This is a genomic window from Gilliamella mensalis (assembly GCF_900103085.1).
Classification (GTDB): Bacteria; Pseudomonadota; Gammaproteobacteria; order Enterobacterales; family Orbaceae; genus Gilliamella; species Gilliamella mensalis.
Map to the genome: position 1 here is coordinate 28,538 of NZ_FMWR01000002.1, position 25,862 is coordinate 54,399.

23 protein-coding genes and 1 riboswitch are annotated in these 25,862 nt (G+C 35.7%); of the genes, 12 read left to right on the forward strand and 11 right to left on the reverse strand.

Annotated features, from left to right (window positions below; translation table 11 throughout):
* The first annotated feature begins 216 nt into the window (after positions 1-216).
* Positions 217-262: riboswitch (PreQ1 riboswitch) on the forward strand.
* Positions 263-265: 3 nt separating this feature from the next.
* Both queD and BQ5209_RS00470 read left to right on the forward strand, forming a co-directional pair.
* Positions 266-688: a 6-carboxytetrahydropterin synthase QueD gene (queD, locus tag BQ5209_RS00465; RefSeq protein WP_085246624.1), complete on the forward strand. Its 423-nt coding sequence runs from the start codon at positions 266-268 to the stop codon at positions 686-688.
* Between the two features lie 2 nt (positions 689-690).
* A complete protein-coding gene (locus BQ5209_RS00470; protein ID WP_085246625.1) occupies positions 691-1,305 on the forward strand; it encodes a 7-carboxy-7-deazaguanine synthase QueE in 615 nt (204 codons plus the stop codon).
* Positions 1,306-1,540: 235 nt separating this feature from the next.
* Here the strand turns inward: BQ5209_RS00470 and pgeF are convergent, their stop codons facing one another.
* A complete protein-coding gene (pgeF, locus tag BQ5209_RS00475) occupies positions 1,541-2,311 on the reverse strand; it encodes a peptidoglycan editing factor PgeF (protein ID WP_085246626.1) in 771 nt (256 codons plus the stop codon).
* A gap of 5 nt (positions 2,312-2,316) precedes the next feature.
* Positions 2,317-3,291, reverse strand: coding sequence for a 23S rRNA pseudouridine(1911/1915/1917) synthase RluD (rluD, locus tag BQ5209_RS00480; RefSeq protein WP_085246627.1), 975 nt, complete (start codon positions 3,289-3,291; stop codon positions 2,317-2,319).
* 92 nt (positions 3,292-3,383) lie between these two features.
* Here rluD and bamD point away from each other — a divergent pair, with 92 nt between their 5' ends.
* The 6 genes from bamD (at position 3,384) to infA (ending at position 9,980) form a co-directional block, all read left to right on the forward strand.
* A complete protein-coding gene (gene bamD / locus BQ5209_RS00485) occupies positions 3,384-4,178 on the forward strand; it encodes an outer membrane protein assembly factor BamD (protein WP_085246628.1) in 795 nt (264 codons plus the stop codon).
* Between the two features lie 585 nt (positions 4,179-4,763).
* On the forward strand, positions 4,764-7,346 hold the full coding sequence (leuS, locus tag BQ5209_RS00490; RefSeq protein ID WP_085246629.1) for a leucine--tRNA ligase: 2,583 nt from the start codon (positions 4,764-4,766) through the stop codon (positions 7,344-7,346).
* 35 nt (positions 7,347-7,381) lie between these two features.
* Positions 7,382-7,876 carry an LPS assembly lipoprotein LptE gene (gene lptE / locus BQ5209_RS00495; protein ID WP_085246630.1) on the forward strand — a complete coding sequence of 165 codons (495 nt, stop codon included), beginning with the start codon at positions 7,382-7,384 and terminating at the stop codon, positions 7,874-7,876.
* A 7-nt stretch (positions 7,877-7,883) separates the two neighbouring features.
* Positions 7,884-8,888: a DNA polymerase III subunit delta gene (gene holA / locus BQ5209_RS00500; RefSeq protein ID WP_085246631.1), complete on the forward strand. Its 1,005-nt coding sequence runs from the start codon at positions 7,884-7,886 to the stop codon at positions 8,886-8,888.
* On the forward strand, positions 8,882-9,535 hold the full coding sequence (gene nadD / locus BQ5209_RS00505) for a nicotinate-nucleotide adenylyltransferase (protein ID WP_085246632.1): 654 nt from the start codon (positions 8,882-8,884) through the stop codon (positions 9,533-9,535). Before holA ends, nadD begins: the two co-directional genes overlap by 7 nt.
* A 226-nt stretch (positions 9,536-9,761) precedes the next feature.
* Positions 9,762-9,980 (forward strand): translation initiation factor IF-1, encoded by a 219-nt coding sequence (gene infA, locus BQ5209_RS00510; RefSeq protein WP_025315083.1) that lies wholly within the window; start codon positions 9,762-9,764, stop codon positions 9,978-9,980.
* Positions 9,981-10,105: 125 nt separating this feature from the next.
* On the opposite strand, the gene BQ5209_RS00515 is transcribed toward infA, so the two are convergent.
* Positions 10,106-11,551, reverse strand: a complete 1,446-nt coding sequence (locus BQ5209_RS00515; protein ID WP_279626415.1) for an amino acid permease — start codon at positions 11,549-11,551, stop codon at positions 10,106-10,108.
* Positions 11,552-11,756: 205 nt separating this feature from the next.
* Positions 11,757-12,023: a YkgJ family cysteine cluster protein gene (locus BQ5209_RS00520; protein ID WP_085246634.1), complete on the reverse strand. Its 267-nt coding sequence runs from the start codon at positions 12,021-12,023 to the stop codon at positions 11,757-11,759.
* Between the two features lie 114 nt (positions 12,024-12,137).
* Here BQ5209_RS00520 and yeiP point away from each other — a divergent pair, with 114 nt between their 5' ends.
* The gene (yeiP, locus tag BQ5209_RS00525) at positions 12,138-12,710 is read left to right on the forward strand and encodes an elongation factor P-like protein YeiP (RefSeq protein WP_085246635.1); all 573 of its coding nucleotides are present in this window, start codon (positions 12,138-12,140) and stop codon (positions 12,708-12,710) included.
* A gap of 14 nt (positions 12,711-12,724) precedes the next feature.
* The gene (ttcA, locus tag BQ5209_RS00530; protein WP_085246636.1) at positions 12,725-13,621 is read left to right on the forward strand and encodes a tRNA 2-thiocytidine(32) synthetase TtcA; all 897 of its coding nucleotides are present in this window, start codon (positions 12,725-12,727) and stop codon (positions 13,619-13,621) included.
* Between the two features lie 125 nt (positions 13,622-13,746).
* Here ttcA and glnE read toward each other — a convergent pair whose 3' ends face one another.
* From glnE to rplM, 6 genes are all read right to left on the reverse strand, one after another.
* A complete protein-coding gene (gene glnE, locus BQ5209_RS00535; RefSeq protein WP_085246637.1) occupies positions 13,747-16,587 on the reverse strand; it encodes a bifunctional [glutamate--ammonia ligase]-adenylyl-L-tyrosine phosphorylase/[glutamate--ammonia-ligase] adenylyltransferase in 2,841 nt (946 codons plus the stop codon).
* A gap of 336 nt (positions 16,588-16,923) precedes the next feature.
* Positions 16,924-17,868 (reverse strand): CYTH domain-containing protein, encoded by a 945-nt coding sequence (locus BQ5209_RS00540; protein WP_085246638.1) that lies wholly within the window; start codon positions 17,866-17,868, stop codon positions 16,924-16,926.
* Positions 17,869-17,960: 92 nt separating this feature from the next.
* A complete protein-coding gene (locus tag BQ5209_RS00545; protein ID WP_085246639.1) occupies positions 17,961-18,365 on the reverse strand; it encodes a ClpXP protease specificity-enhancing factor in 405 nt (134 codons plus the stop codon).
* 49 nt (positions 18,366-18,414) lie between these two features.
* Complete coding sequence (locus BQ5209_RS00550; RefSeq protein ID WP_085246640.1) at positions 18,415-19,047, reverse strand: glutathione S-transferase N-terminal domain-containing protein; 633 nt, start codon at positions 19,045-19,047, stop codon at positions 18,415-18,417.
* Between the two features lie 345 nt (positions 19,048-19,392).
* Positions 19,393-19,785 (reverse strand): 30S ribosomal protein S9, encoded by a 393-nt coding sequence (rpsI, locus tag BQ5209_RS00555; protein ID WP_034915459.1) that lies wholly within the window; start codon positions 19,783-19,785, stop codon positions 19,393-19,395.
* Between the two features lie 11 nt (positions 19,786-19,796).
* Entirely contained in the window at positions 19,797-20,225 is a 429-nt protein-coding gene (gene rplM / locus BQ5209_RS00560; RefSeq protein WP_065566227.1) for a 50S ribosomal protein L13, read from the reverse strand.
* A 274-nt stretch (positions 20,226-20,499) separates the two neighbouring features.
* Between rplM and BQ5209_RS00565 the strand changes: the two genes are divergently transcribed.
* Both BQ5209_RS00565 and BQ5209_RS00570 read left to right on the forward strand, forming a co-directional pair.
* Positions 20,500-21,120 (forward strand): YrbL family protein, encoded by a 621-nt coding sequence (locus BQ5209_RS00565; protein WP_085246641.1) that lies wholly within the window; start codon positions 20,500-20,502, stop codon positions 21,118-21,120.
* Positions 21,121-21,571: 451 nt separating this feature from the next.
* Positions 21,572-23,173 carry a sulfatase-like hydrolase/transferase gene (locus tag BQ5209_RS00570; RefSeq protein ID WP_085246642.1) on the forward strand — a complete coding sequence of 534 codons (1,602 nt, stop codon included), beginning with the start codon at positions 21,572-21,574 and terminating at the stop codon, positions 23,171-23,173.
* A 305-nt stretch (positions 23,174-23,478) separates the two neighbouring features.
* Here the strand turns inward: BQ5209_RS00570 and pbpC are convergent, their stop codons facing one another.
* Positions 23,479-25,776, reverse strand: a complete 2,298-nt coding sequence (gene pbpC / locus BQ5209_RS00575; protein WP_085246643.1) for a penicillin-binding protein 1C — start codon at positions 25,774-25,776, stop codon at positions 23,479-23,481.
* Positions 25,777-25,862: the final 86 nt, after the last annotated feature.

The window sequence follows — 25,862 nt, forward strand, 5'->3', positions numbered from 1 at the left end:
AAATGTGTGTTGCAATCTAAATTTCAAGAGCAAATTTAGAATATTTTTTATAAAATTTATACAGCAAGATCAGCAAGTATTTAAAGCTTAACTAGCGTTAAAAATAAAGATGATCGCAATTCAATTAATTACTACTCAATGTTGTTTTAATAAAACTTGCAAGATGACAAATCAGCTTTTATCTATTATATTAGCGTCTTTATTTTGTTAGGTTTGCTAACCGTGGTTCGTAACCCATCCCACGTAAAAAAACTAGGAATACAACATGTTCAAAATAGCCAAAGAGTTTCAATTTGATGCTTGTCATATGTTAGATGGGCACAATAAAAAGTGTCACAATCTGCATGGTCATACTTATCGCTTATTAGTCGAAATTAGCGGTGATCTTATCGATACTGGTTCGAGTCAAGACATGGTCATGGATTATGCTGATCTAAAAATGATAGTTAAACAGCATATTATCGATCCACTGGATCACGCTTATCTTTACAACCAAAATAACCCAAATGAGTGCCGTATAGCCACATTACTGCAAGAAATGGATCGCAAAATCTTCGCCTTTCCATGCCGAACTACTGCCGAAGCAATGAGCAAATTTATATTTGATCGCCTGTCGCAATATTTGCCTATTTCGATGATCAAATTATGGGAAACGCCAACTTCGTATTGTGAATATCATCGGAGCTAAAAATGATCGAATTTCGCATCGTTGAAATCTTCGAATCTTTACAGGGCGAAGGTTATAATACTGGCATGCCTGCTGTTTTTATCCGTTTTGCTGGGTGCAATTTAAATTGTGCTTGGTGTGATACTAATTTCCGCCAATTTACCCGGTTTACGTTAGATACGCTGCTTGCTAAAGTGAGTGAATATAACAGCAAAAACATTATTATTACTGGCGGCGAACCCACTATGGTTAAAACATTACCTCAATTGCTTGTACCATTAAAAAATGCGGGTTATTTTATTGCCATTGAAAGTAATGGACTTGGCAAAGTTGATCCGCTTATAGATTATATAGCTCTTAGCCCTAAGTTTTGTTATCAGTCACGCTATCAAAAAATAGTACAACCGACTGCCAATGAAGTGCGGATTGTTGCCGAAAATCATGCTGATTTTCTTGATTTTTGCCAATACATCGAAACCCATATTCAAGCAAAACGCTATTATCTTTCGCCATGCGAAAAAGATGGTGAGTTTAATATATTTGATACGATTAAACTATTAGGAAAAATCAATAAAAATCGATGGGATAATAAGTGGTTGTTGAGTATACAAAGCCATAAATTTGCGGATATTGAGTAATGTTTTGTTGTTGCTTTTGGGTGAGGTAGTTTCTGACAATTTACTTTTTGATGCAAAAAAAAATCACCTCTACGAAAAAAGTATAGATAAATTTTTATGTTTGCCATGCTAACCTTACTCGGTGGGTGGCACAGTTCGACCTTGAATAAATGACAATATTAACCTTTAAGAATGATAAAAACCGGTATATTTCTGTGTAAAAATACTTAGATAATATATTGATTTATTTTTACACTCACTCAAACCAGATCATTGATGCCATTCTGCCGGTTCTCTTTTCGTGCCGATAAGAAAAGAACTTATCTTGTTCAGTATAAGTACAATAATCACCACCAAAAATCTGTGTTATTCCCATCGCTTGTAAGCGTTGTTTAGCAATTAAATAGAGGTTGGCTAGATATTTTTGTTCAGTTGGATTGATTAATTTAAATGCTTCTTGTGCTTTTCGATCGACTTTTTCAAATTGCTGTTTAACTTCAAGACCAACTTCGAATTTTTTGGCACTGATTGCCGGCCCCATCCAAGCGATGATATTTGATGGTGAGCTTGAAAATTTTTTGATAGTTTCTTCTAATATGCCGTTACATAATCCTCGCCAACCGGCATGAGCAGCGGCAACTTCATCGCCTGTTTTTGTGCAAAAGAGTATTGGCATGCAATCTGCGGTTAGTACCACGCAGACTTGCTTTGGTTGATTGGTATATGAAGCATCAGCTTCAAAAGTTTGATAGGAATTGGTATTGCTGCTGGGTGCTTGTAAGGCAATTTGTGATATATCTAATGCTATAGTGCTATGGGTTTGCACTAACCAATACGGTTCGCTTGGTATTTGTTCGACTTGAGTGATTCGACGACGATTTTCAGCAATATGCTCTAGATTATCACCGGTTCGATCACCCATATTTAAACTCGCAAATGGCGCTAAACTGACGCCACCTGTTCGTGTTGAGGTAAACGCATGTATGCTTTTGGGTGCTGTCCAATATGGGTAAATCGATTTAATCATATTTATCACCAATCTAATTCATCTTTATGCTGTTGAGTATCTTCTTGTAAAGCTTGGATTAAATTTTGCATATCTTCAGGAATAGGCGCATTCCATTGCATTAGTTCACCTGTAATAGGGTGATACAAGCGTAACATGGTAGCGTGTAATGCTTGCCGATCAAAGTCGCGTAAGATTTGAATAAAAGATTCGCTAGCTCCTTTCGGCGGTCTTGGTCGCCCACCATAGAGTGGATCACCAATTAATGGGTGGGCAATATGTGCCATATGTACGCGAATTTGGTGAGTTCTCCCTGTTTCTAGACGTAAGCGCAAGCGAGTATGTAGACGGTACTTTTCCATTACTCGATAATGAGTGACTGCTGGTTTTCCCGTTGGGAATACGGCCATATGGGTGCGTTTAGTTGGATGGCGTGTAATAGGCTGATCAACCGTGCCACCTGCAGTAATAATACCCATCACAACCGCTTCATATTCACGCGTAATTTCACGCAGTTGGAGTGATTCAACCAAATGGGTTTGGGCTGTAATCGTTTTTGCGACAACCATTAAACCCGTTGTATCTTTATCTAGACGATGCACAATACCTGCGCGAGGTACGCGCGCTATGTCAGGATAGTAGTGTAATAAGGCATTTAATACCGTACCATTAGGATTACCGGCACCGGGATGCACGACTAAATTGCGAGGTTTGTTGATCACTAAAATATCGTCATCTTCATAAACAATATCGAGATTTATATCTTCGGGTTGGTGATAGGTTTCCTCTTCAATTTCGGCATTAATAGTTATTTTTTCGCCACCAAGCACTCTTTCTTTGGGCTTGTTGATGATGACGTTGTTGACAGTAACTTTATTATTCACTATCCAATCCTTTATTCTTGATCGTGAATAATCAGGAAAAAGCACTGATAGTGCTTGATCCAAACGCATCCCTAATTGGCTTTGTTCAATTTCAGTTGTTAATTTTAACGTGTGCATGTGTCATTTATCTATTTTAAGCTGTTTTGTTTTAGAGTATTATATACCAATCATCGCTTTTTATGTTTAATTATATTTGGATTGAAAACTGAATGAAATTACGCTTACACTCTTTGTTAGCTATCGCTTTAAGTGGCATGCTAATTGGCTGTACATCTTCTAAGCCCAATGTTGAAAATGTGCCCGAAATTGAACTCTATAACAAAGCGAAAACAGAGCTTGAAAAAGGTAATATTAAATCCAGTATTTCTGTATTGGAGACTATAGACAAAAATTATCCTTTTGGTCCTTATTCTCAACAAGTACAACTTGATTTGATTTATGCTTACTACAAATCAGCCGATTTACCGTTAGCAATTGCATCAATTGATCGGTTTTTAAAATTGAATCCAACACATCCAAATATTGATTGGGTTATCTATATGCGTGGTATTTCGAATATGGCGCAAGATGACAATATGATCCAAGGTTGGTTTAATGTTGATCGTTCAGATCGTGATGCTGACTATGCGGCAGCCGCGTTCAAAGACTTTACTTATTTAGTATCCAGTTTTCCAACCAGTCACTATGCAGCTGATGCGCAAAAACGCCTTGTTTTTTTGAAAAATAGATTGGCTCGCTATCAGTTAAAAGTCGCGCAGTTCTATACAAAACGTGGGGCTTATGTGGCAGTAATTAATCGTGTGACAGATATGCTAGTTGCATTCCCTGATACCGATTCAACTAAAGAAGCATTACTTTTAATGCGTAATGCCTATAACGAATTAGGCTTAGTCAATGAGACCCAAAAAGTCGATCAGCTAATTCAAGCAAACCTCCAAAACATGCCCAAAGAAGAGCAACGTTCGTTCTTATCATCTTTTACTAGCATTTTTAATGGTGGTTAGGTTGTTTTAGATTTGAATTTCAATTATTAATAATTCTGCATAATATTAATTGCCATTTAAGTTTGATTAAATGGCAATATAGTGGATAAAATTTTTGAAAAAGAGTCATATAAAATAACCCAAGCATAATGGTTGTTTTTTTTAAGTAGATCTATAAACATAATACTATAGTCCCATAACACTCTTGTACCACCAATAATAAGGCAGACAAGCATTTTTAACAATTGTGCTAGCACTCATTTTTTTCTTTCAGTTATTACCCTACTTCGCCATTGTTCCAATGATTCTTGAATAATGTTATTGTGGCGAAAAACATCGTACTGTTTTGCGCCAATAATCGTATAGGGAAGAGTGCTATTTGGAATTCAAATGGAACACTGTTAGCTAAAGTTTTAGAAAATGTTGATTCCATTGTTGTAGGTATTAGAGAAAACAATATGTGAAATACAAAAATTATTATCTAATACTCTATAGTCATATTTTAAACTAACTCTTGATTCACATATCGTTTGTAAAACGTGTCAATAACCAATACAATTAGCAACATATTTTTATTAGCAATAATAGATAGGACATTAACTCGTCATGCAAGAACAATACCGCCCAGATGAAATTGAAGCCACTGTGCAAAAACACTGGCAAGAAAATAAAACCTTTCACGTTACCGAAGATCCATCAAAAGAAAAATATTACTGCTTATCGATGCTACCTTACCCGTCTGGGCGTTTGCATCTTGGTCATGTTCGCAACTACACCATTGGCGATACCATTTCACGTTACCAACGCTTAAATGGTAAAAATGTATTGCAACCAATTGGTTGGGATGCGTTTGGCTTACCTGCTGAAGGGGCTGCTGTTAAAAATAATACTGCACCTGCAAAATGGACATACGAAAATATTGCCTATATGAAAAAGCAATTGCAGCTTTTAGGATTCGGTTATGATTGGGATCGCGAAGTAACAACTTGCCGTCCAGAATATTATAAATGGGAACAATGGTTTTTTACCAAGTTATACGAAAAAGGCCTAGTTTATAAAAAAACATCTGCAGTTAACTGGTGTCCAAATGACCAAACCGTACTTGCTAATGAACAAGTGGTTGAAGGTTGCTGTTGGCGTTGTAGTACACCCGTTGAGCGCAAAGAGATCCCACAGTGGTTTATTAAAATCACCGAATATGCCGAAGAGCTACTTAATGATTTAGATATCTTAGAAGACTGGCCAGAGCAAGTTAAAACTATGCAACGTAACTGGATCGGTCGTTCTGAAGGGGTTGAGTTTGATTTTGCTGTTGAAAATTATGCCAATAAATTACGCGTTTATACAACGCGCCCTGATACTTTAATGGGAGTGAGCTTTGTCTCAGTTGCCGCAGAACATCCACTTGCACAATTAGCTGCAAAAAATGATGCAAAAATTGCCGAGTTTGTTGCCGAATGTAAAAACACCAAAACTGCCGAAGCCGATATGGCAACCATGGAAAAGAAAGGCATTGCAACTGGTTTTTATGCTATCCATCCGTTAACAGGCAAGAAAGTCCCTGTTTGGATTGCTAACTTTGTCTTAATTGAATATGGCACTGGCGCAGTCATGGCCGTGCCAGGGCACGATGAGCGCGATTATGAGTTTGCCTCAAAATACAATTTACCAATTAATCCTGTTATTTTAACTCAAGACGGCAATGCACCAGACTTGTCTGAAAAAGCGTATACTGAGCATGGTAAATTATTTAATTCTGGCGAGTTTGATGGTCTTGATTTTAATCAAGCCTTTAATGCCGTTGCCGATAAGTTAATTGCCTTAGGTATTGGTAAACGCAAAGTCAATTACCGTTTACGTGATTGGGGTGTATCACGCCAACGTTACTGGGGTGCGCCGATCCCAATGGTGACACTTGAAGATGGTACTACCATACCGACACCTGAAGATCAGTTGCCGGTTATTTTGCCAGAAAACGTCGAAATGAACGGTATCACTAGTCCAATTAAGGCCGATCCTAACTGGGCAAAAACCACGGTGAACGACCAGCCTGCTCTGCGTGAAACCGATACATTTGATACCTTTATGGAGTCATCTTGGTATTATGCTCGTTATACTTGTCCACACTATGACAAAGGGATGTTAGACGAAAAAGCTGCTAATTATTGGTTGCCTGTCGATCAATATGTCGGTGGTATTGAACATGCGATTATGCATTTACTTTATTTTAGATTTTTCCATAAATTAATGCGTGATTTTGGTTTAGTATCATCAGATGAACCAGCAAAACGCTTACTATGCCAAGGCATGGTGCTAGCAGACGCATTTTATTATACCAGCCCAACCAATGAACGGATTTGGGTATCACCAACTGAAGTGACCATTGAACGGGACGAAAAAGGTCGCATTGCTAAGGCTATTGACAGTCATGGCAATGAGCTTGTTCATGCTGGTATGACTAAAATGTCAAAATCGAAGAATAATGGTATCGACCCGCAAGAAATGGTTGAAAAATATGGTGCCGATACTGTTCGATTGTTTATGATGTTTGCTTCGCCAGCGGATATGACATTGGAATGGCAAGAGTCTGGTGTTGAAGGCGCTAACCGATTTATTAAACGTGTGTGGCGTTTAGTTTATGAACATGCTCAAAAAGGTCAAACCACTCAGCTTGATGTTACAGCCTTAGATAGTGAACAAAAATCATTACGCCGTGAGCTACATAAAACCATTGCAAAAGTGAGTGATGATATTGGACGTCGCCAAACGTTTAACACCGCTATTGCCGCTGTGATGGAGTTTATGAATCGCTTACAAAAAGCGCCACAAGAAACCGAGCAAGATCGTGCTCTCATGAGTGAAGCATTAAATGCGATTGTGCGTTTGCTTTACCCTATGATGCCACACGCTTGTTTTGTTATGTGGCAAGCTTTAGGCCATAGCGAATCGATTGATAACACAACTTGGCCTGTTGCTGACCAATCAGCAATGATTGAGGACGAAAAACTTATTGTTGTGCAAATCAATGGTAAAGTCCGCGGTAAATTTACAGTGCCAGCTAATGCTGATCAAGATTTTGTTGTATCGCAAGCTAAACAAGAGCCTAATATCCAAAAATATTTGAACGATGTTACTATCCGTAAAGTAATTTACGTTCCAGGTAAATTGCTAAACCTTGTTGTTGGTTAATATTGTTTAATTACTAAATTTAGGCGGTTATAGATATGAAAAAATATTTAGCATTAATCATGTTACTAACAATATCCTTAACAGGATGCGGTTTTCACTTGCAGCATGAAACAGAGGTGCCTAAGCGATTTAAAACGATGTCTTATATAAGTTATGATCCTTATGGCAGATTATCTCGCAATATTAAAGAGTTATTGCATGATAATAAAGTGACCTTAACCGCTAATAATGCTACAAGCTCGGTGCCATCGTTAAGAATGCTAAGTGAAAATCTAAGCCGCAATACTATTTCGATTTATCAAGATGGTAAAGCGGCCGAATATCAATTGGTGTTAACCGTTGAAGCACAAGTTGTTATTGCTGGTGAACAGACCTATCCAATTAGTGTACGTGTATTTAGAACATTTTTTGATAATCCATCTGAAGCATTAGCCAAAACGGTTGAGCAAGACTTAATTGAAAATGAGATGATCAAACAAGCCGCTAAACAAGTCATCCGTAAATTAAAATCAATTGATACGGAAAATTAACGTTGTCATGATTAAAATTAGTGCCGATCAAATTAGCCATAAATTAGGATCACCCTATTATTTGATTTTAGGAAGTGATCCTTATTTACAACATTATGTCCAAACTGAGTTACGAAAGGCCTTCACTCATGCGGGATTTGATGAGCAACTTACGTTTGTCATTGATAATCAAACCGATTGGATCGCCATTTTTGATAGCTGTCAAGCGATGAATCTATTTTCTAGCAATACTTTGATTTTACTTGATTTTGGAGAAGGTGCATTAAATACAGCTATCACCGCCAAACTCAATACGTTAAGCGAAGTTTTAACGCCCGATATTGCGCTGATAATTAGCCTTAATAAAATCACAAAATCACAAGAAAATGCCGCTTGGTATAAGGCACTATCAGATAAGCTTGTGGTTGTTAACTGTGTTACACCTGATACATTACAGTTACCGCAATGGATTAAAAATCATTTGCTGCAACAACAAATAACCATTGATGCAAAAGCGATTGAACTACTTTGCTATTATTATGAAGGTAATTTATTGGCGTTAACACAAATTATTGCGCAGCTAAAATTGTTGTATCCCAATCAGAGCATTTCGTATGATGAAGTCGAAACTAATATTAATGATTCAGCAATATTTACGCCCTATCATTGGACTGATGCAATGATTGCCAACAAAACCAAGCGAGCAATTCACATTTTACAACAGTTGAAAATAAATGAATTTGAACCGTTAATTTTATTGCGGATCATTCAACGTGAGTTAATATTACTCATCAATTTAAAAAAAAGGTTGCAACAAAAATCATTAAAACAAGTTTTTGATGAATATAATATTTGGCAAAATAAAAGGTCAATTTATTCTAATTATCTAAACTGTTGCGAGCTCAAAAGCCTGTTTAATTTATTAGCCAAGCTTACTGAAATCGAAATTAGTTTAAAGCATGATAATCAAGCACAAATATGGGATGCTATGTTTAGTTTATCGATGCAGTTTATGGGATTAGATAAATGTTAACTGCATTATTAGGGGGAACGTTTGATCCGATCCATTATGGACACCTTCGCCCTGCTATTTCATTAGCTAACGAAGTTGGGTTAAAGCAAATTAGTTTATTGCCTAATCATATTCCACCCCATAAACCACAACCCGAAGCAAGTACTAAGCAACGTTTGGCGATGATTAAATTAGCTATTGAAGATTTGCCGTTATTTGCATTAGATGTAAGAGAGCTTTTATCTAAAGTATCAACCCGCCCTTCATATACCATCGAAACTCTTCAAGCATGGCGACAAGAAAATGGGAATAGTGAAGGATTAGCATTTATTATGGGTCAAGATTCATTATTGAGTTTACCAACGTGGCATAAATGGAAAACATTACTTAATTACTGCCACTTGCTAATTTGCCGTAGGCCCGGTTATGCTGAGAATACTGATAATATTGAACTAAAACAATGGATTGATGAACATCAAACCCAAAACGTTCAAGATTTACATGATTTACCGCAAGGACATATCTTTTTTGCGCACACCCCACTTGAAGATATTTCAGCGACTGAAATCAGGCTAAATATTAACAATCAAGCCAGTTGTAAAAATTTGTTGCCGCCCAAAGTATGGCATTATATTCAACAGCAAGGACTTTATCGTGCAAAGAAATAGTAGAAAGGACTTTACATCTGACAGTTTTTTCGGCATTATTTCGCCGCTGTGTTTATATATTCTAAATTCAGTTTTTTTATGTTTATACTTAACTTTGCTTAGTCATCTAATAAAAGCATCAACTAGATGGTAAAAGCTTGTTATCGTTTTGCCGTTAAGCACTTAACCAGCAAAATAGATAGTCAGTTGAGTATATTTAATTTGTATTTATTATTAAGAGGCCCCAATGGCAAAAGAAGATAACATTGAAATGCAAGGTACTATACTTGATACACTTCCAAACACGATGTTTCGTGTTGAACTTGAAAACGGTCATGTCGTTACTGCACATATTTCTGGTAAGATGCGAAAAAACTATATTCGTATTTTAACTGGCGATAAAGTTACTGTTGAAATGACACCATACGATCTATCTAAAGCACGTATCATATTCCGTAGTCGCTAATATCGTTATCAAAATAAACTATTTAAAGCTATTATTAAATAGCTGTTTATTTCTCTCTTTTTTAATAAAAAAACCCGTCGACCATCGTCGACGGAAAAGGGAGGAAGTTAAAGCAAACTAGCGAATTAGTCTTCTTTAGTAAAGTCCATCTGTTCGTATTTCACCCATTTTGTCTTTTTCACAATTTTGTAGCTAAAGTAAATCATTAAAAATAGTGGAATACCAATATAGGTCGCAATAACACCATTCCAGTCAATAGTATCTTGTAAAAAAGCTTCGTAATTTTGACCAAGTGTAATAATTAAGCATAATACAAAAGCAAAGATAGGACCAAATGGGAAACAACTTGATTGATACGGTAATTGATTAATATCATTACCTTGCATAGTGTAACCCTTTCTAAAACGATAATGGCTAATTGCAATGCCTAGCCAAGCAATAAAGCCTGTCATACCTGACATATTAAGTAACCACAAATAAACAGCTTGATCTTTGTACATCGACGTTAAGAAACAAAGCATAGCCACAAACGTTGTTGCTAACAAAGCAGCCCTAGGCACACCTGACGATGATAATTTTGCAAAGATTTTAGGTGCTTTACCTTCTTTAGCAAGTGCATATAGCATACGGGTTGAAGCATACAGCCCAGAATTACCCGCAGATAATACTGAAGTCAATATCACTGCATTCATTAATGCCGCAGCAGATAACAATCCTGCATGCTCAAATACAAGGGTAAATGGACTAACACTGATATCAGTTTCTTCGTTACGTAGTAAGTTAGGATCGGTATAAGGAATAATCAAGCTGATGACTAAAATCGCAAAGATATAAAATAGCAGTATTCGCCAAAACACTTGGCGCATAGCTTTAGGTATGTTTTTTTCTGGATCTTTTGATTCACCCGCAGCAATACCTATTAATTCGGTGCCTTGAAATGAAAATCCAACCACCATTGCCACACCAATCATTGACGAAAACCCGCCAGCAAAAGGCGCTTCTTTGATAGTCCAATTTTGCCAACCTGCACCTTCTGCTCCCTGAAAGATCCCAATAATCATTAATAAACCAACGATAATAAAAACAATTACTGTGGAAACTTTAATTAATGAAAACCAAAATTCTGCTTCACCAAAACCTTTAACTGAAATATAGTTTAAGCAAAAGATAATACTTAAAAACAATAAACTCCATAACCAGCTATAAGGTCCTGCATCAAACCAATAAGAGATGACTAATTGAGCTGCTACCAAGTCAACCGCAACAGTAATTGCCCAGTTGTACCAATAGTTCCAACCAATGGCAAAACCAAACGCTTCATCCACATAACGAGAACCATAAGTCGCAAAGGTACCAGAAACCGGTAAATATGCGGCAAGTTCCCCTAAACTGGTCATTAAGAAGTACACCATTACACCGATAATAGCATACGAAAGCAATGCACCACCAGGACCTGCCTGAGCAACGGTTGCACCTGATGCGACAAAGAGCCCCGTTCCGATCGAGCCACCAATAGCTATCATGGTTAAATGGCGTGCTTTTAAATCTCGTTTTAATTTATTTTTCATAATCGTTTTCTTCTGTCTAAAAAGATTAAATTTAATCGAAAATTAGTCACTTATCTAATGTATAACGCTATGTGTGACTAAAAATTGTTCTTAAAAATTATTGATGTTTACCATTAAATAATAAAGTGCGGGAAGTTTATCAAAAAAAAATACTATGCGAGATAAATAATTCTAATAATCGAACTGTTTTATTAAATTTAAGCAATACTTAACCTTTAGTTAGCTGTTCTAATTGAGTTAAATAATTCAATGCTTGTGTTCGATTACAACCACACATTTCTAAGCAGGGCTTCAATCGACCACAAACTGCAGGTCTTGATGGGTGCAAAAATAATTTACATTGATAATTATTATCTAAATGAATGCAAGCAACGCCAGCTGGTTTCCCTTTAGGCATACCAGGAATAGTTGATGAAATCGATGGTGCAATACAACAAGCACCACAGTTTTGCCTGCATTTGAATAAATCTACCATAGTTTTTCTTTAATTTAAGGCGCTTGAATAAATTTTGATGGTGACAATAGCAAGTTAGCGGTAAAATAGCGAGCTAATTTTTAACTCTTTTATTAATTGTGAAGAATAAATACTATGGCTAAAGCAAATGAAATAAAACGTGGTGATGCTGTCACCTATAATGGTAAATTATTACTGGTTAAAGATATTGATGTTCAAAGTCCAAGTGCTCGTGGTGCAAGTACACTTTATAAAATGCGTTTTACCGATGTCAAAAATGGCGGTAAGGTTGAAGAGCGTTTTAAAGGTGATGATATCCTCGAAACGATTGAACTATCACGCCGTCCAGTTAGTTTTTCGTATATTGATGGCGATGAATATGTGTTTATGGATAACGAAGATTACACTCCGTATATCTTCAAAAAAGAGCAAATTGAAGATGAATTACTGTTTATTCCAGAAGGTGGCATGAATGGTATTCAGGTGCTAATGGCGGATGGCGAAGTGCTTGCTTTGGAATTACCACAAACAGTTGATCTCGAAATTGTTGAAACATCGCCAAGTATTAAAGGTGCTTCAGCCAGTGCGCGAACTAAACCAGCTACCTTATCAACCGGACTTGTTATCCAAGTACCTGAATATATTGATAACCACGAAAAAGTTAAAATTCATATTGCTGAACGCCGTTATATGAGCCGTGCCGAGTAACCAATAAAACTGTAATGAATATATATAATCAAAATAAACTACACAAACGATTGCGTCGCTTAACTGGCGAGGCAATTGCTGACTTTAATATGATCGAAGCAGGTGATCGTATTATGGTCTGCTTATCAGGCGGTAAAGATAGTTATACTTTGCTTGATATTCTTATTAACCTGAAAATCAGTGCACCAATAAACTTCGATTTAATAGCCGTTAATTTAGATCAAAAACAACCGGGGTTTCCTGAACATGTATTGCCACAGTATCTGCAATCATTAGGCATTGAGTATAAAATTGTTCAAGAAAACACTTACGGTATTGTTAAAGAAAAAATACCTGAAGGTAAAACAACCTGTTCGCTTTGCTCTCGCTTACGCCGTGGAATATTATATCGCACAGCCACCGAGCTTGGTGCAACAAAAATTGCCCTTGGACATCATCGTGATGATATTTTAGAAACACTGTTTTTAAATATGTTCTATGGCGGTAAACTCAAAGCAATGCCACCGAAGCTAATGAATGACTCAGGCGAACATATCATTATCCGACCGCTGGCATATTGTAAAGAAAAAGACATCGCCAAATACGCTGAAATTAAACAATTTCCGATTATTCCTTGTAATCTTTGTGGTTCACAACCCAACTTACAAAGGCAGGTAATTAAAGAAATGCTCAATGAATGGGATAAAAAATTCCCAGGACGCATTGAAACCATGTTCCGAGCAACACAAAACATCACCCTATCCCATCTGTGTGATACCAATTTATTTGATTTCAAAGGGATTAAAAAAGGTGATCTTGCTGTTAATGGTGGCGATATTGCTTTTGACCGCGAAGATATCGCACCAATCGGAGGCTTTGATGCTTCAGAACTTAAAGATCAAGATATGATTTTATGGAAAGAAGCAAAATAACTGGTTAATATCCCACCGGTGATAGTTATTTTTCAATTAATGCCACTAGTGTGGCATTAACTTTTATTTATATTACACAACAAAATTAACAAGCTGGTATTTTAAAAAAATTAATATTTAACTCGCTACGTTAACCATTTTTGCCAACATTGGTTGATTATTTGTCTTTCTTGTATAAAAAGCGAAGTTTCAACCGTGCTAGGTTGTAATTGCAATGCAAGTTGATGAATTTTATTGCGCATATCAATGTAAGCTTGTGTTAGCAGCTGTGCTTCATAGCTGTCTATTATTTGATAATTTGTTGCGAGTTCTAAAATTCGAACATTGTCGCTCCACGCAGTCATTTTAGGATATTGATTAGCATAATTAAGCACAAGATACTGCGATAAAAATTCAATATCCCCAATTCCCCCTTTATCAATCTTTAAATTAAATAAATTAGCTTGCATCGTGCCAAGATGGCTTCTCATTTTTTCCCGCATCTGCCGAACTTCAGTTTTTAGGGTATTTTCATCACGCTTTTTACAAAGTACATTATGACGAATTTGATTAAAGCGTTTTATTAGTTCCCCTTCACCATAAATTGCTCTGGCTCGCACTAATGCTTGATGTTCCCATGTCCATGCTTCATTCATTTGGTAATCCGCAAACGAATCTAAACTACATGCAAGTAGCCCAGCGTCGCCCTGAGGGCGAAGCCTTACATCGACTTCATATAAGATACCAAAGCTAGTGCGCACGTTAAATAAGTGAATAATTCGCTGAACTAAACGCAAATAAAATTGGCGACTATCGATCTGTTTATTGCCATTAGTCATGCTATTGACTGGGCAATCATGTAAAAAAACTAGATCTAAATCAGAACTATAACCTAGCTCCCAGCCACCTAATTTTCCGTAAGCGACCACAACTAAGCCTTTATCATTATCGCTCAAATGCTCTGGCTTGCCATAACGAGCAACCATTTGATTCCACGCCATTTGTAGAACAAAATCAAGTAATGCCTCTGCCACATAGGTTAAGTGATCGCTGACTTTCATGGTTGATAAAACTTGTTCAACATCTGCTGCAGCAATATGCAATAATTGCATCTGTTTAAATTGGCGTAAAGCTTCAAGTTGTTGTTCTTCATCATCCACTTGGATACGAAGTAAATACTGGTAAAGCTGACTTTTATATTCATTAGCTTCAACGGTTTGATAAAGTGAATTGATATCAATAAGCTCATCTAGCAATAAAGGATAATGAGCTAGTTGATTGCTGATCATTGGCGATGCACTACATAAACGAATTAATTGTTTTAAAGCGATTGGATATTCAAGTAATAGCTCTAAATAGGTTGTGCGACTGACAATATTAACCAGCAGTGGTAAAATTCTTGGTAGTACTATTAATGCATGTTTGTCAGTACAACAAGCTTCTAAGAGTCTTGGCATTAATTGATCAAGTATTTCTCGTCCACGAATGCCAATTGTCCGTTTACCTATATCATCTCTAAATTGCACAAGCATCTGACAAAGCTGATTTGCCTCATCATCAGAATAATCAGGTAGTATTGCCCTCACATCGTTTAATTGTAGATCTGGTCCCCAAAGATCAGAAAATTGATCATTATATTGTTTATGATTAAAGGACAATTCAGGCTCTACTTCACCTATAAGTTCATTGAAAATTAAACGATTAATTTGCATTCGTGCTGATAATGCAGTTTGAAAATCAAACCAATTATTAAAACCCATGCTTATTGCTAAACGAAACTGATCAAGATCGTCCTCTGGGAGTGTTTGAGTTTGTTCATCACCAATCGCTTGTAGTACGTTTTCACAACGGCGTAGGAACAAGTAATTTTCACGTAATGCCACAACTTCATCAATACCCAGTAACGATTCTTGTTTTATCACATCTAATGCTGCTAGCAATGAACGAGTTTGTAAACCTACCACTCGCCCCCCTCGAATAAGTTGAAAGACTTGTACAATAAACTCTATCTCTCGAATGCCACCTGCCCCAAGTTTAATATTGTTTTTTAAACCACGGCGACGTACTTCACGTTCAATCATGCTTTTCATATTACGCAATGATTGTAAGACGCTAAAGTCAATATAACGGCGATATACAAAGGGTTTTAGCATTTGGTAAAGCTCTTTAGTATAAGGCGCTTGCTCATTACCCAATACTTTTGCTTTAACCATCGCATAGCGTTCCCAGTCTCGTCCTTGTTCTTGGTAATAATCTTCCATAGCCGCAAAACTCAATACTAAAGGTCCTCCATCACCAAGCGGGCGCAAACGCATATCCACACGGTAGACAAAACCATCTTCAGTAATTTGATCAAGTGCTTTAATTAAACGTTGACCTAATCGAGTGAAAAATACCGCATTATCTAGCTCTCTCCGCCCTCCTTGTGTTTGCCCATGTTCCGGATAAGTAAAAATCAAATCAATATCAGACGAAAAATTAAGTTCTCCCCCGCCTAGTTTACCCATACCTAAAATCAGTAATGGCTGCGGCTCACCTTGGGCATTACAAGGTGTTCCCCACTCTTTACAACTAAGTTCATAAAGCCAATCACGAGCTGTAACAATGATCACCTCAGCCAGTTCACTTAATTGTAATAAAATCTGCTCATCATTGCTGATATGTGTTAATTGAGACCACGCTAGCCGGACTAAAATATAACGACGAAATTGTCTTAATATCTTCAGTAATTTAGTTTCATCTGAAACTGCTGTTAATTTTTCACTCAACCAAGTTTGGTAATATTTTCTTTCGTCTGCTTGTGGAGGATTTTTTACGATGTCAGAAAGCCACTGTGGAAATCGATAAAAAGCCTCCACCAAAAAATCACTACACACTAAAATATCAAGATTAGCATCCACTGCGTTTGATTGGCATTGCTTAAGTTGAAGGGTAATTTTTTGTTTTTGTTGTTGCAAAGTGGAAAGCAAATGGTTAAGTTCCGCCATGGGCAAGCTCTCTTAGAAATATTTTTACTAAAAGTAAAATCACCAAAAATAGAGCCATATTATAAATAACTTTTGCTATTGATATAGTATTTTATATACAAAATAAAAACTTGTATAAAATAATGGTATGATGTCTTAACTAGATTTTGTTTTATCTTTGCCATAGCAGTAACACTCTTTTTTCGAGCGAGCATAGTTTGCAAGCCTACATATTACTTTAATCCTAATAAAAAAACAGCTATTATATTTTTTACAAAAGCACACTATACCGAGAAAAATAAAAATTTCAGGCAGCGATCTATGCAATAAGCTTTATCAATTCAACTTTTTATTCAATTAATTAACCGTTAGATTTGCAATCAACATCAGCTTTAGCCTTGTATTAATTTCACTGAAAGCAAACTGTTCTACAGAGTTAATAGTCATTATTGCCATTTGCCATTGAGTAAACTCAGGTTCAAGAGAAAGATTTTTATCAATTAATATATAATTTATCTGATTTAGTGTCTGTTGGTATAAATCTAAATTATTAACTTCTAATGCATACTCTTCGTTTTGTTGCCAAAACTTTAATAATTGAGCTAAATCTTGGTGGATTTGAAGATCGAATTGGCAGATTTTATGTAGTGAATTTTCAAGTAAAAAATAGCCCCTAGCAGCTTTACTCTGTGAAAAAAGGTGCAAGTGAAATCGACTTAATTCGAGCGCAAAATTGAGCAAGTCTTGTTTATTACCTTGTTTGAGTTCTAACTCAACTTCTTGAATAATTTTATTTTTCCCATTTGAGTTTATTTTTCCCTGATCTAATGCCACTTCAATTTCGCTACTTGCAAACGAAATTAACCAAACTTGGCGTTTAAAGTCAGTAGAAAATAATGGTAATAAATCTTGTTGTAACCGCTCAATATCGCAATTATCAGGCAATGCTGAATAAGGTAATACTGCTAAATCAGGCTCCGAGTTAAGCAAATCAACATTAAACTCAGCACGCTCATGCAAACCCGCAATTGTTTTTTTATCACGTTTCAAGGTGATTTCAAAATGAGTTGTCGTGCTATCATTGCTTGCTCTAACACGTAAACCACATCCATGATGACGTAAATAATAATCCGCTGTGTCATAATAGGTATTACAAAGTGTTAATTGCGAAAATGTCCGTTTTTGCTGTGATATTGCTGCAAATTCCAGCTCATCAGAGTGCGCCCATTGATTTAAATAATGTTGCAATGCTGTAATGTCCGCATTATTTATTTCAAATTTTAATTCTATTTCGTTACTCATTAATCTATTTTTATTCAATATATTTTAAAGTAATTAATAATGAATAGCTTTCATACATCATCGCCTATTAATTTAGTGAACGATATTGCAAATTACTTTACAACACGAAACGGATTAGTTGGTTTAGGTTGTTCTGATTGTTGGGATGAAACTTCACGCTGAGCATGATATTGTGGTTCATCCTCAAATCCCATACCAACGCCATTTTCACGAGCGTAAATAGCCTCAATTGCAGCCATTGGTACCACTATGTGTTGGGGTACACCAGCAAAACGGGCATTGAATTCAATCTGTTCATTAGTGGATAAATATTGACCTACTGATTGCGGGGCAATATTTAATACGATTTGATTGTTTTGGATAAATTCCTGTGGCACTAATACACCATATACCGAAGTATTCACTACAATATAAGGCGTTAAGTCGTTATCTAAAATCCAATCATAAAAAGCCCTAAATATATAAGGGCGACGTGGGGTCATTTGCTCAAGTTCCATCAAAGCTACCTTGTCTAAAATTTACGTAAATAAAAATAAATTTAATTGATTAAGATCTTATCTTTTTTTCTTCTTCGGTTAATGAATTAACAAAAGCTGGACGTTCAAAAATTCGTGCCATATAACCTAAATAATTCTTTTCAGCCACTTTAGGTAATTCGATGTCAAGCAGTGGTAATCGCCAAAGTAATGGAGCAAAGTAACAATCACTTAAGGTAAACTCATCGCTCATAAAATAATCTGCCTCTTTAAACATAACCGAGATGGAAACAAGATCATCAAGAAGATTTTTTCGTGCTATTTTAGCTGCATCACTATTAGGATCGGCAACGATTGTTTCATAAGCACTGTACCACTCTTTTTTAATGCGATACATTGTTAATCGAGAATTAGCGCGAACAATTGGATAAACTGGCATTAATGGCGGATGAGGGAAGCGTTCATCAAGATATTCTAATGCAATATGTGGCTCATATAGCGTAAGATCGCGATCAATTAAAGTTGGAATTGAACCATAGGGATTAAGATCCAATAATTCCTGTGGTAAATTATCTGCCGTTACAAACTCTATTTCCGCAGCTACCCCTTTTTCTGCCAGAACAAAACGAATCTGATGTCCGTAAATATCTGTTGTATCACAAAATAATGTCATCACAGAACGTTTATTAACAGCAACAACCATATTCACTCCAAATATGCAAAAATTAAAATAAGTCTAGTTGGTAACTATTCTAACAAATTGGATTACAAATTTGTTAAAAAAAATAAATTTTATTGTGTTCTTTTCACAAAGAACATAATTTTGACAAAAAGTATCGATAAAATTTATGCCTGAGTATAAAAATTTGTCAAATAATTTACCTTTATCTCTTTATCAAGGGTAAATGACATCCAAAGCAATCAATTTTTACCATTAAACGTTATTTAACTAGCTGACGAATTGTTTTTAGACATTCAAAATCTGCATAAAAAAACCCAGCGATGCTGGGTTTTTGAAACAAACTTGTAATGTTTTGTAACATTGTAATTAACGTTTGCTGAATTGTGGACGACGACGAGCTTTGCGTAGACCCACTTTTTTACGTTCAACTTGACGTGCATCACGAGTAACAAAGCCTGCTTGGCGTAATGCAGAACGTAAAGTTTCGTCATATTCCATTAATGCACGAGTAATACCGTGACGAATTGCACCAGCTTGACCTGAAATACCACCACCTTTAACTGTAATGTAAAGATCAAGTTTATCAGTCATTTCAACTAACTCTAACGGTTGCATAACAACCATACGAGCAGTATCACGTCCAAAATATTGCTCTAATGAACGTTTGTTAATAACGATGTTACCACTACCTGGTTTGATAAATACACGAGCAGCAGAACTTTTGCGGCGACCTGTACCGTAATATTGATTATCAGCCATCTTTTATCCCCTTAAATATCTAATACTTGCGGTTGTTGTGCCGCATGATTGTGCTCATTACCAGCATAAACTTTTAGTTTACGGTACATTGCACGACCAAGAGGACCTTTCGGTAACATGCCTTTTACAGCAATTTCGATGACTTGTTCAGGATGACGTTCAATCATCTCTTTAAAAGTCGCTTCTTTAAGTCCACCGATGTAACCAGTATGACGATAATAGATCTTATCAGTGCGTTTTTTGCCTGTTACAGCAACTTTTTCTGCATTGATAACGATAATATAATCACCTGTATCAACATGTGGTGTATATTCTGCTTTGTGTTTACCACGCAAACGGCTTGCGATTTCAGTAGCTAAACGACCTAACGTTTTACCTGCTGCATCAACAACATACCAGTCGCGTTTAACTGTTTCTGGTTTAGCTGAAAAAGTACTCATTCGTAATTATCCAATTTTTAATTAATCTCACGTTAATAAATCACTCGATTTATTTACACTTTTTGACTGCAACCATTAATTAACTCACCCCTTCGAATGGTTATATTAATGTTGACAACCGAAAACAACGTTGGGAAGAACGTTGTCGTAACGTGGGTGGCGATATTATACAGAAATAATATAAAAGCGCTAGAGTAAAAATAAAAAATCATGGCGATAATAAACAGTTACTGCTAAACTCTACGCCAATTTTAAATAACTGATATCTATATCAATGGACAATTTGATTCTACTTTCTGAAAAAGATTATATAAGTAAAGGTTTACACCGAAAATGCTATCATTATCCTGATGATACTAATAAATGTATTAAAGTTAATTATAATGATGGCGCTGAACAAGAAACAAATCGTGAAGTCAGCTATTATAAACACCTTATCAAACGAAATATATCCTTTGATGCATTGGCACAATATTATGGTACGGTGCCAACTAATTATGGCAAAGGACAAGTCTTTGAACTTATACGTGACTATGATGGAAAAACATCAACTCCACTTGAAAAGTATCTTGCTGATGAAAAACTAACACAACAATATTATGCTGATTTAGTTACTTCTTTAAAGAATTTAAAATCAGCTTTATTAAAAGACAGAATTATTACAATGACAATAAAAAGCAAGAATATCTTATTTCAGCACTTAAATACTGATAAAAGCCGCTTGATTGTTATCGATAATATCGGTAATTCAACTTTTATTCCCATTGCTAACTACATTCCGATGTTCGCTAAAGCTAAAATTGAAAGAACTTGGCAGCGTTTTTTAACATCAATTATTAAAGAAAATAGCCACAATAAATTAATTGCTCGTTTAGTTGATGAAGTGAATCAGTAATTCAACATTGTACAATAGCGCCTTTTACGTTATCGGATCTATTTTTACAAATAAATAGATCTTGATATAATTTAGCAATACCATTGATGAAACATCAATCAAGTACACTACTATTATACTTATAATCCTTTCAAGATAAGGCTTGGATTAATTTTTCAATTTTACGGACTTCCATCTATACACTGGTAATGATATTTTTTCATGTTGAGTATTATTTGAACTGTAGCAATAACTATATAGTGATGTTCCAAATCAGCAAATCTTTATCGATAAAAAAGAAACCAATGCGTAAACTGTTTAATAACTGTATATAATACGATTAAACAGCATGCAGAGGTTCCGAGTAAAACCCTTATGAATTAATTATGAAATATAAAGAATCCAGCTGTTTCCTATACTGCTTTTTTTTGCGATAATGTCGTTACTTAATTCAAAAAAATAGGAAAATATCATGAAATTACATGTAGTTAAAAAAAAATCATCTCTAATTTTACTACTGGTTTATCTTGTTTTTAGTACTGTTTTAGTTTATACCTATTTACCTAAATCCCATAAAATTCATGAGCCCCAAGTTTTTGAGGATCCTTTCTTTTATCTAAACTTGGTTACAACATTATGTTTTTGTATACTTTTACATATATGTATTCGTAGCCGTCATTATTTTCTTGTTGCTCTTAGCACACTATTTCTATTTCTATTTTTTTCCGAAATAAGTTATTTCATCTATTATGAGCAAGTAATATCAGCAGGTGTGCTTGACTCTATTATTGAGACTAATTCTTACGAAGCGGTATCAATGTCTAAGCAAGTTTTAATCATAACAATTCCTGCATTTATTGCGACTTTTATTATTTTATTTATTTTTAGAAAGACTGTTACTGTTAACTTTAGACCAATTATACCTCTAGCCTGTTATATACTTTTATTATTTACTATTATTGTTTTCCAAATAACCCACTCATCAGAAAAGTATGAAATTAAGCAAGGAAATTATAAAAGTATTGCTGAAATAGTTCGTCAAGTTTATCCTGCCGCATTTGGTAATTTTTCATATATTTTAATGAGTTATGCATCAAATGACATCTATTCTGATGCTAATCAAATTGAAAAATTTAATGAGTCTGTTCTTCTACCGCCTAATAAGTCTGATAACGACTTAGTTGTATTCATCATGGGCGAGGCTTCTTTAGTTACTCGGTATAGTACTTACGGTTATTATAAACAAACCACTCCTTTCATAACCGATATTTTTAGTCAAAATGGTGCATGTATTATCCAAAATAGCCACTCAACTGCAGCTTTTACAAGGGATTCTTTGCCGATGACACTTTCATTCACTTTACCTGAAAGTTACGATAATTTATTTACTAATAAATCGATTATTGAAATGGCTAAATTCAATGATTATAAAACCTATTGGTTAGCATCAGCTGCACAGGCAATTCAAGGTTCATTTAATACTAAATTTGGATTTATTGCTCGTAAAAGTGATGTTGTCTCTTTTAGTGAAAGTGGTGATGATATTAGTTTAAGTCAATTATTAGAAAAAACGCTTCAGGAAGACAATTCACAGAAAAAATTTATTTTTGTGCATTTACGTGGAAGTCATCAACCTTATACAGGTTATGACCAAATTGATAAACAAGCTTTACCGGATGCAGAAGAATATGACCTTACTGTCCACCATACTGATCGCGCAGTTAAAGCATTATATGATACTATAAACAAATATAGTGATAATTATACCTTGATTTATACCTCAGATCATGGCGAAATCGTTAACGTCGGGCATGGTTTTAGTAACGGAAGCGTTGACCAGTTTTTAATACCTTTTCTATTTATATCAAAAAATCCTAAATATAACTGTCAATATATAGAATCGTTTAGAGGATCTACAGGCTATTTAAGTGGACTGATGAATAAATATATTCTATCGAATCTTTTAGGGTATGACATTGATCAAACCATTATTGATAAAGAAAAAAATAATGACCGAGTTCTTATGCCAAACGGCAGTACTATGTCTTTTTTAGATATTCTAAATAAGAACTAATTTTTTGCTATACTGTTGAATAATGAGATAACATCAAAATAAGAAGCACTTTAAGCAATGTTCTTATACAATTAGTATTGCAATTTATTGTCATAAAAATTTCTTAGAAAAGTGAAAAATGAATAGATACATGTTAATGCGTACATGAACATAATTCCTTAGAAATTCCCCCTGTAAATGCTAATTCATTTACAGGGTCCTAAAAGAGATCATTTTACGCTTAAAGCTTTTTTTGGGTTGCTAAAAATTCTTAAATAAATGATAGTAAGCCCAGCAAATAGCCCATAGACTTGCTCTCTATTAATTTAATCTAGAGTAAACATCATTCGCGAAATTTGCCCACTTTGATCTAATAATAATAGATGATGCAAGCCTTTTTGCATGACCGTTAAAGGAACTTTTTGATCATCATACGTGTGTGCAATAAGTTCGCCATCTAAAAACCACCATTTATCACCTATTCCCCCTTGTGGGGTTACATCAATGGTGACACGGTGTTGTCCTGGCAAACGTTTTACCAATTGTTTATCTCGCAATCCAATGATATTTAACGGCAAAAAAGTATCTTTACCAAAAACAGGACAATTTTTATCAATCTCAGGAAATAACGATTGTCGACGTTCTTTGGGTAACAGCCAATTTTCTAAAGCAATTGGCCAAAGCGCAATCTGTTTTTTATGCGCATTGCTACAATCTGCTGACACCCGTTTACCTTCATCATTGACCCAAATTGTCACCCACCCTGAACGGTAGAGATTGTTATTAAGCGCGGTCAGAGTATCAAGCGTTGGGGGTAGCATGTTATTTAATATCCAAGCTTTTTTTTGGCGATGGCAGTTTTCATCGGTTGCGGGCAATATTTGCCCTGTTGGCCAACAAATTTTTTCTGATGTCACCGTTGCTGGTTGTGTTACTAAAGGTAATGGTCGATTTAGTCGTCGCTCTTTATTTAATAATAACGTATTAACTTGTTGCAAAATTGGAACTGCTGTAATGGCGCCATACTGGCCAACGACTGGCGTGCCATCTGGACGTCCAACCCAAATGCCAATCAAATAACGGGGATTAATACCAATCGCCCAGGCATCGCGATAACCATAGCTAGTACCTGTTTTATAGACAAGTAGACGATTATTACCTAGCATCTGCCTTGTGATCCACGCACTTCCATCGCTAATAAATGGCTTACTTAACAACGGTTCGTCTTGTATAAAGCGTAACGAACTTACTCGCCCATGGCGAGCAAAAGCACTATAGGCGCTGACCAAATTATCCATTCTTAACGATGCACCCCCTAATATATACGAAATATTAGGATTATTACCAGTAGATACCAGTAGTAGACCAACACTGGCAAGTTTACCGGCAAACCGTTTAGGACCATAAAGTTCAATTAATTGAACAGCAGGTAAGTTCAATGAGTTTTTTAATGCCTCTGTGGCACTGATTGGTCCATAAAAATCTTCATCAAAATTGGTAGGACGGTAGTCAGAACTGATTCGAGGCGTATCTTGCAACAACGATTCAGAATGAATCATACCATCATCAATCGCGAGTGCATACATAAAAGGCTTTAATGTCGATCCAGGTGAGCGAAGTGCACTAATCATATCAACCTGACCAAATCTTTCTTTATCATTAAAATCAGCTGAACCAACATAGCCTTTTACTGACATATCGGTATGATCGACAACTAAAATAGCCAGTGAAGTTTTGGGGGGAAGCTGATTTTTGCGATTAATTGCAATATCTTCAAGACTATATTGAAGAGAGTGATCAATATTTGAATGAATAATGTCAACATCAGGATATTGCTGACTTAGTCTTCGTGCTAATAAAGGGGCTAGTTGTGGTTTTTTACGTGGATAAACCCATACTTCTTCTTTTCGAACTTGCTCTATAATATCTGGTGACCATACATGGTATTGAGCTAATCTTAATAAAACTTTATCTCGAGCTTGCTTGGCGCGCTGAGGATACCTATCAGGACGCAAGCGACTAGGAGCTTGCGGCAATACCGCTAATAAAACCGCTTCGCCACGTGTTAACGATTTTGGGGCTTTACCAAAATATGACCAGCTAGCAGCCCCTAAGCCTTCAATTGCTCCTCCAAATGGTGCACGGTTTATATATAAAGTTAAAATTTGATCTTTTGTAAAATGGCGTTCAAGTTGCAGCGCTCGAAATATTTGTTGAAACTTTCCTGCCATAGAGCGATCATGAGGATGAAGCAATCTTGCAACCTGCATCGAAATAGTACTACCACCTGAAATAATTTTCTTATTGCTGATATTTTGCCAAGCTGCTCGCAGTAACGATGCGGGATTAACTCCAAAGTGATCATAAAAGTAGCGATCTTCATAATTTAATAGCACATCAAGGTAATCATTGGGTACTTGATCTAATTCAATGGGATACCTCCAAATACCATTTTCATCAGCAAATCGCCAAAGTGGTGTACCATCTTGCGCAAGAATTGTTTGAGTGGTTTTATTTTTTGCAATCGACAATGGAAATAAGTGATCAGCAACAAAAAAGCTACCTAGTAATAATAGGATGAAAGAAAACAGACAAACTAGAATGTTAAGCAGGCACTTTTTCATTTTGTCAAAAAGTTTCAGGAAACCCTACGTTTTAGTATAAATAGATACCGCTAACTTTTGTTAGCGGATAATCACTTTGTTTATAT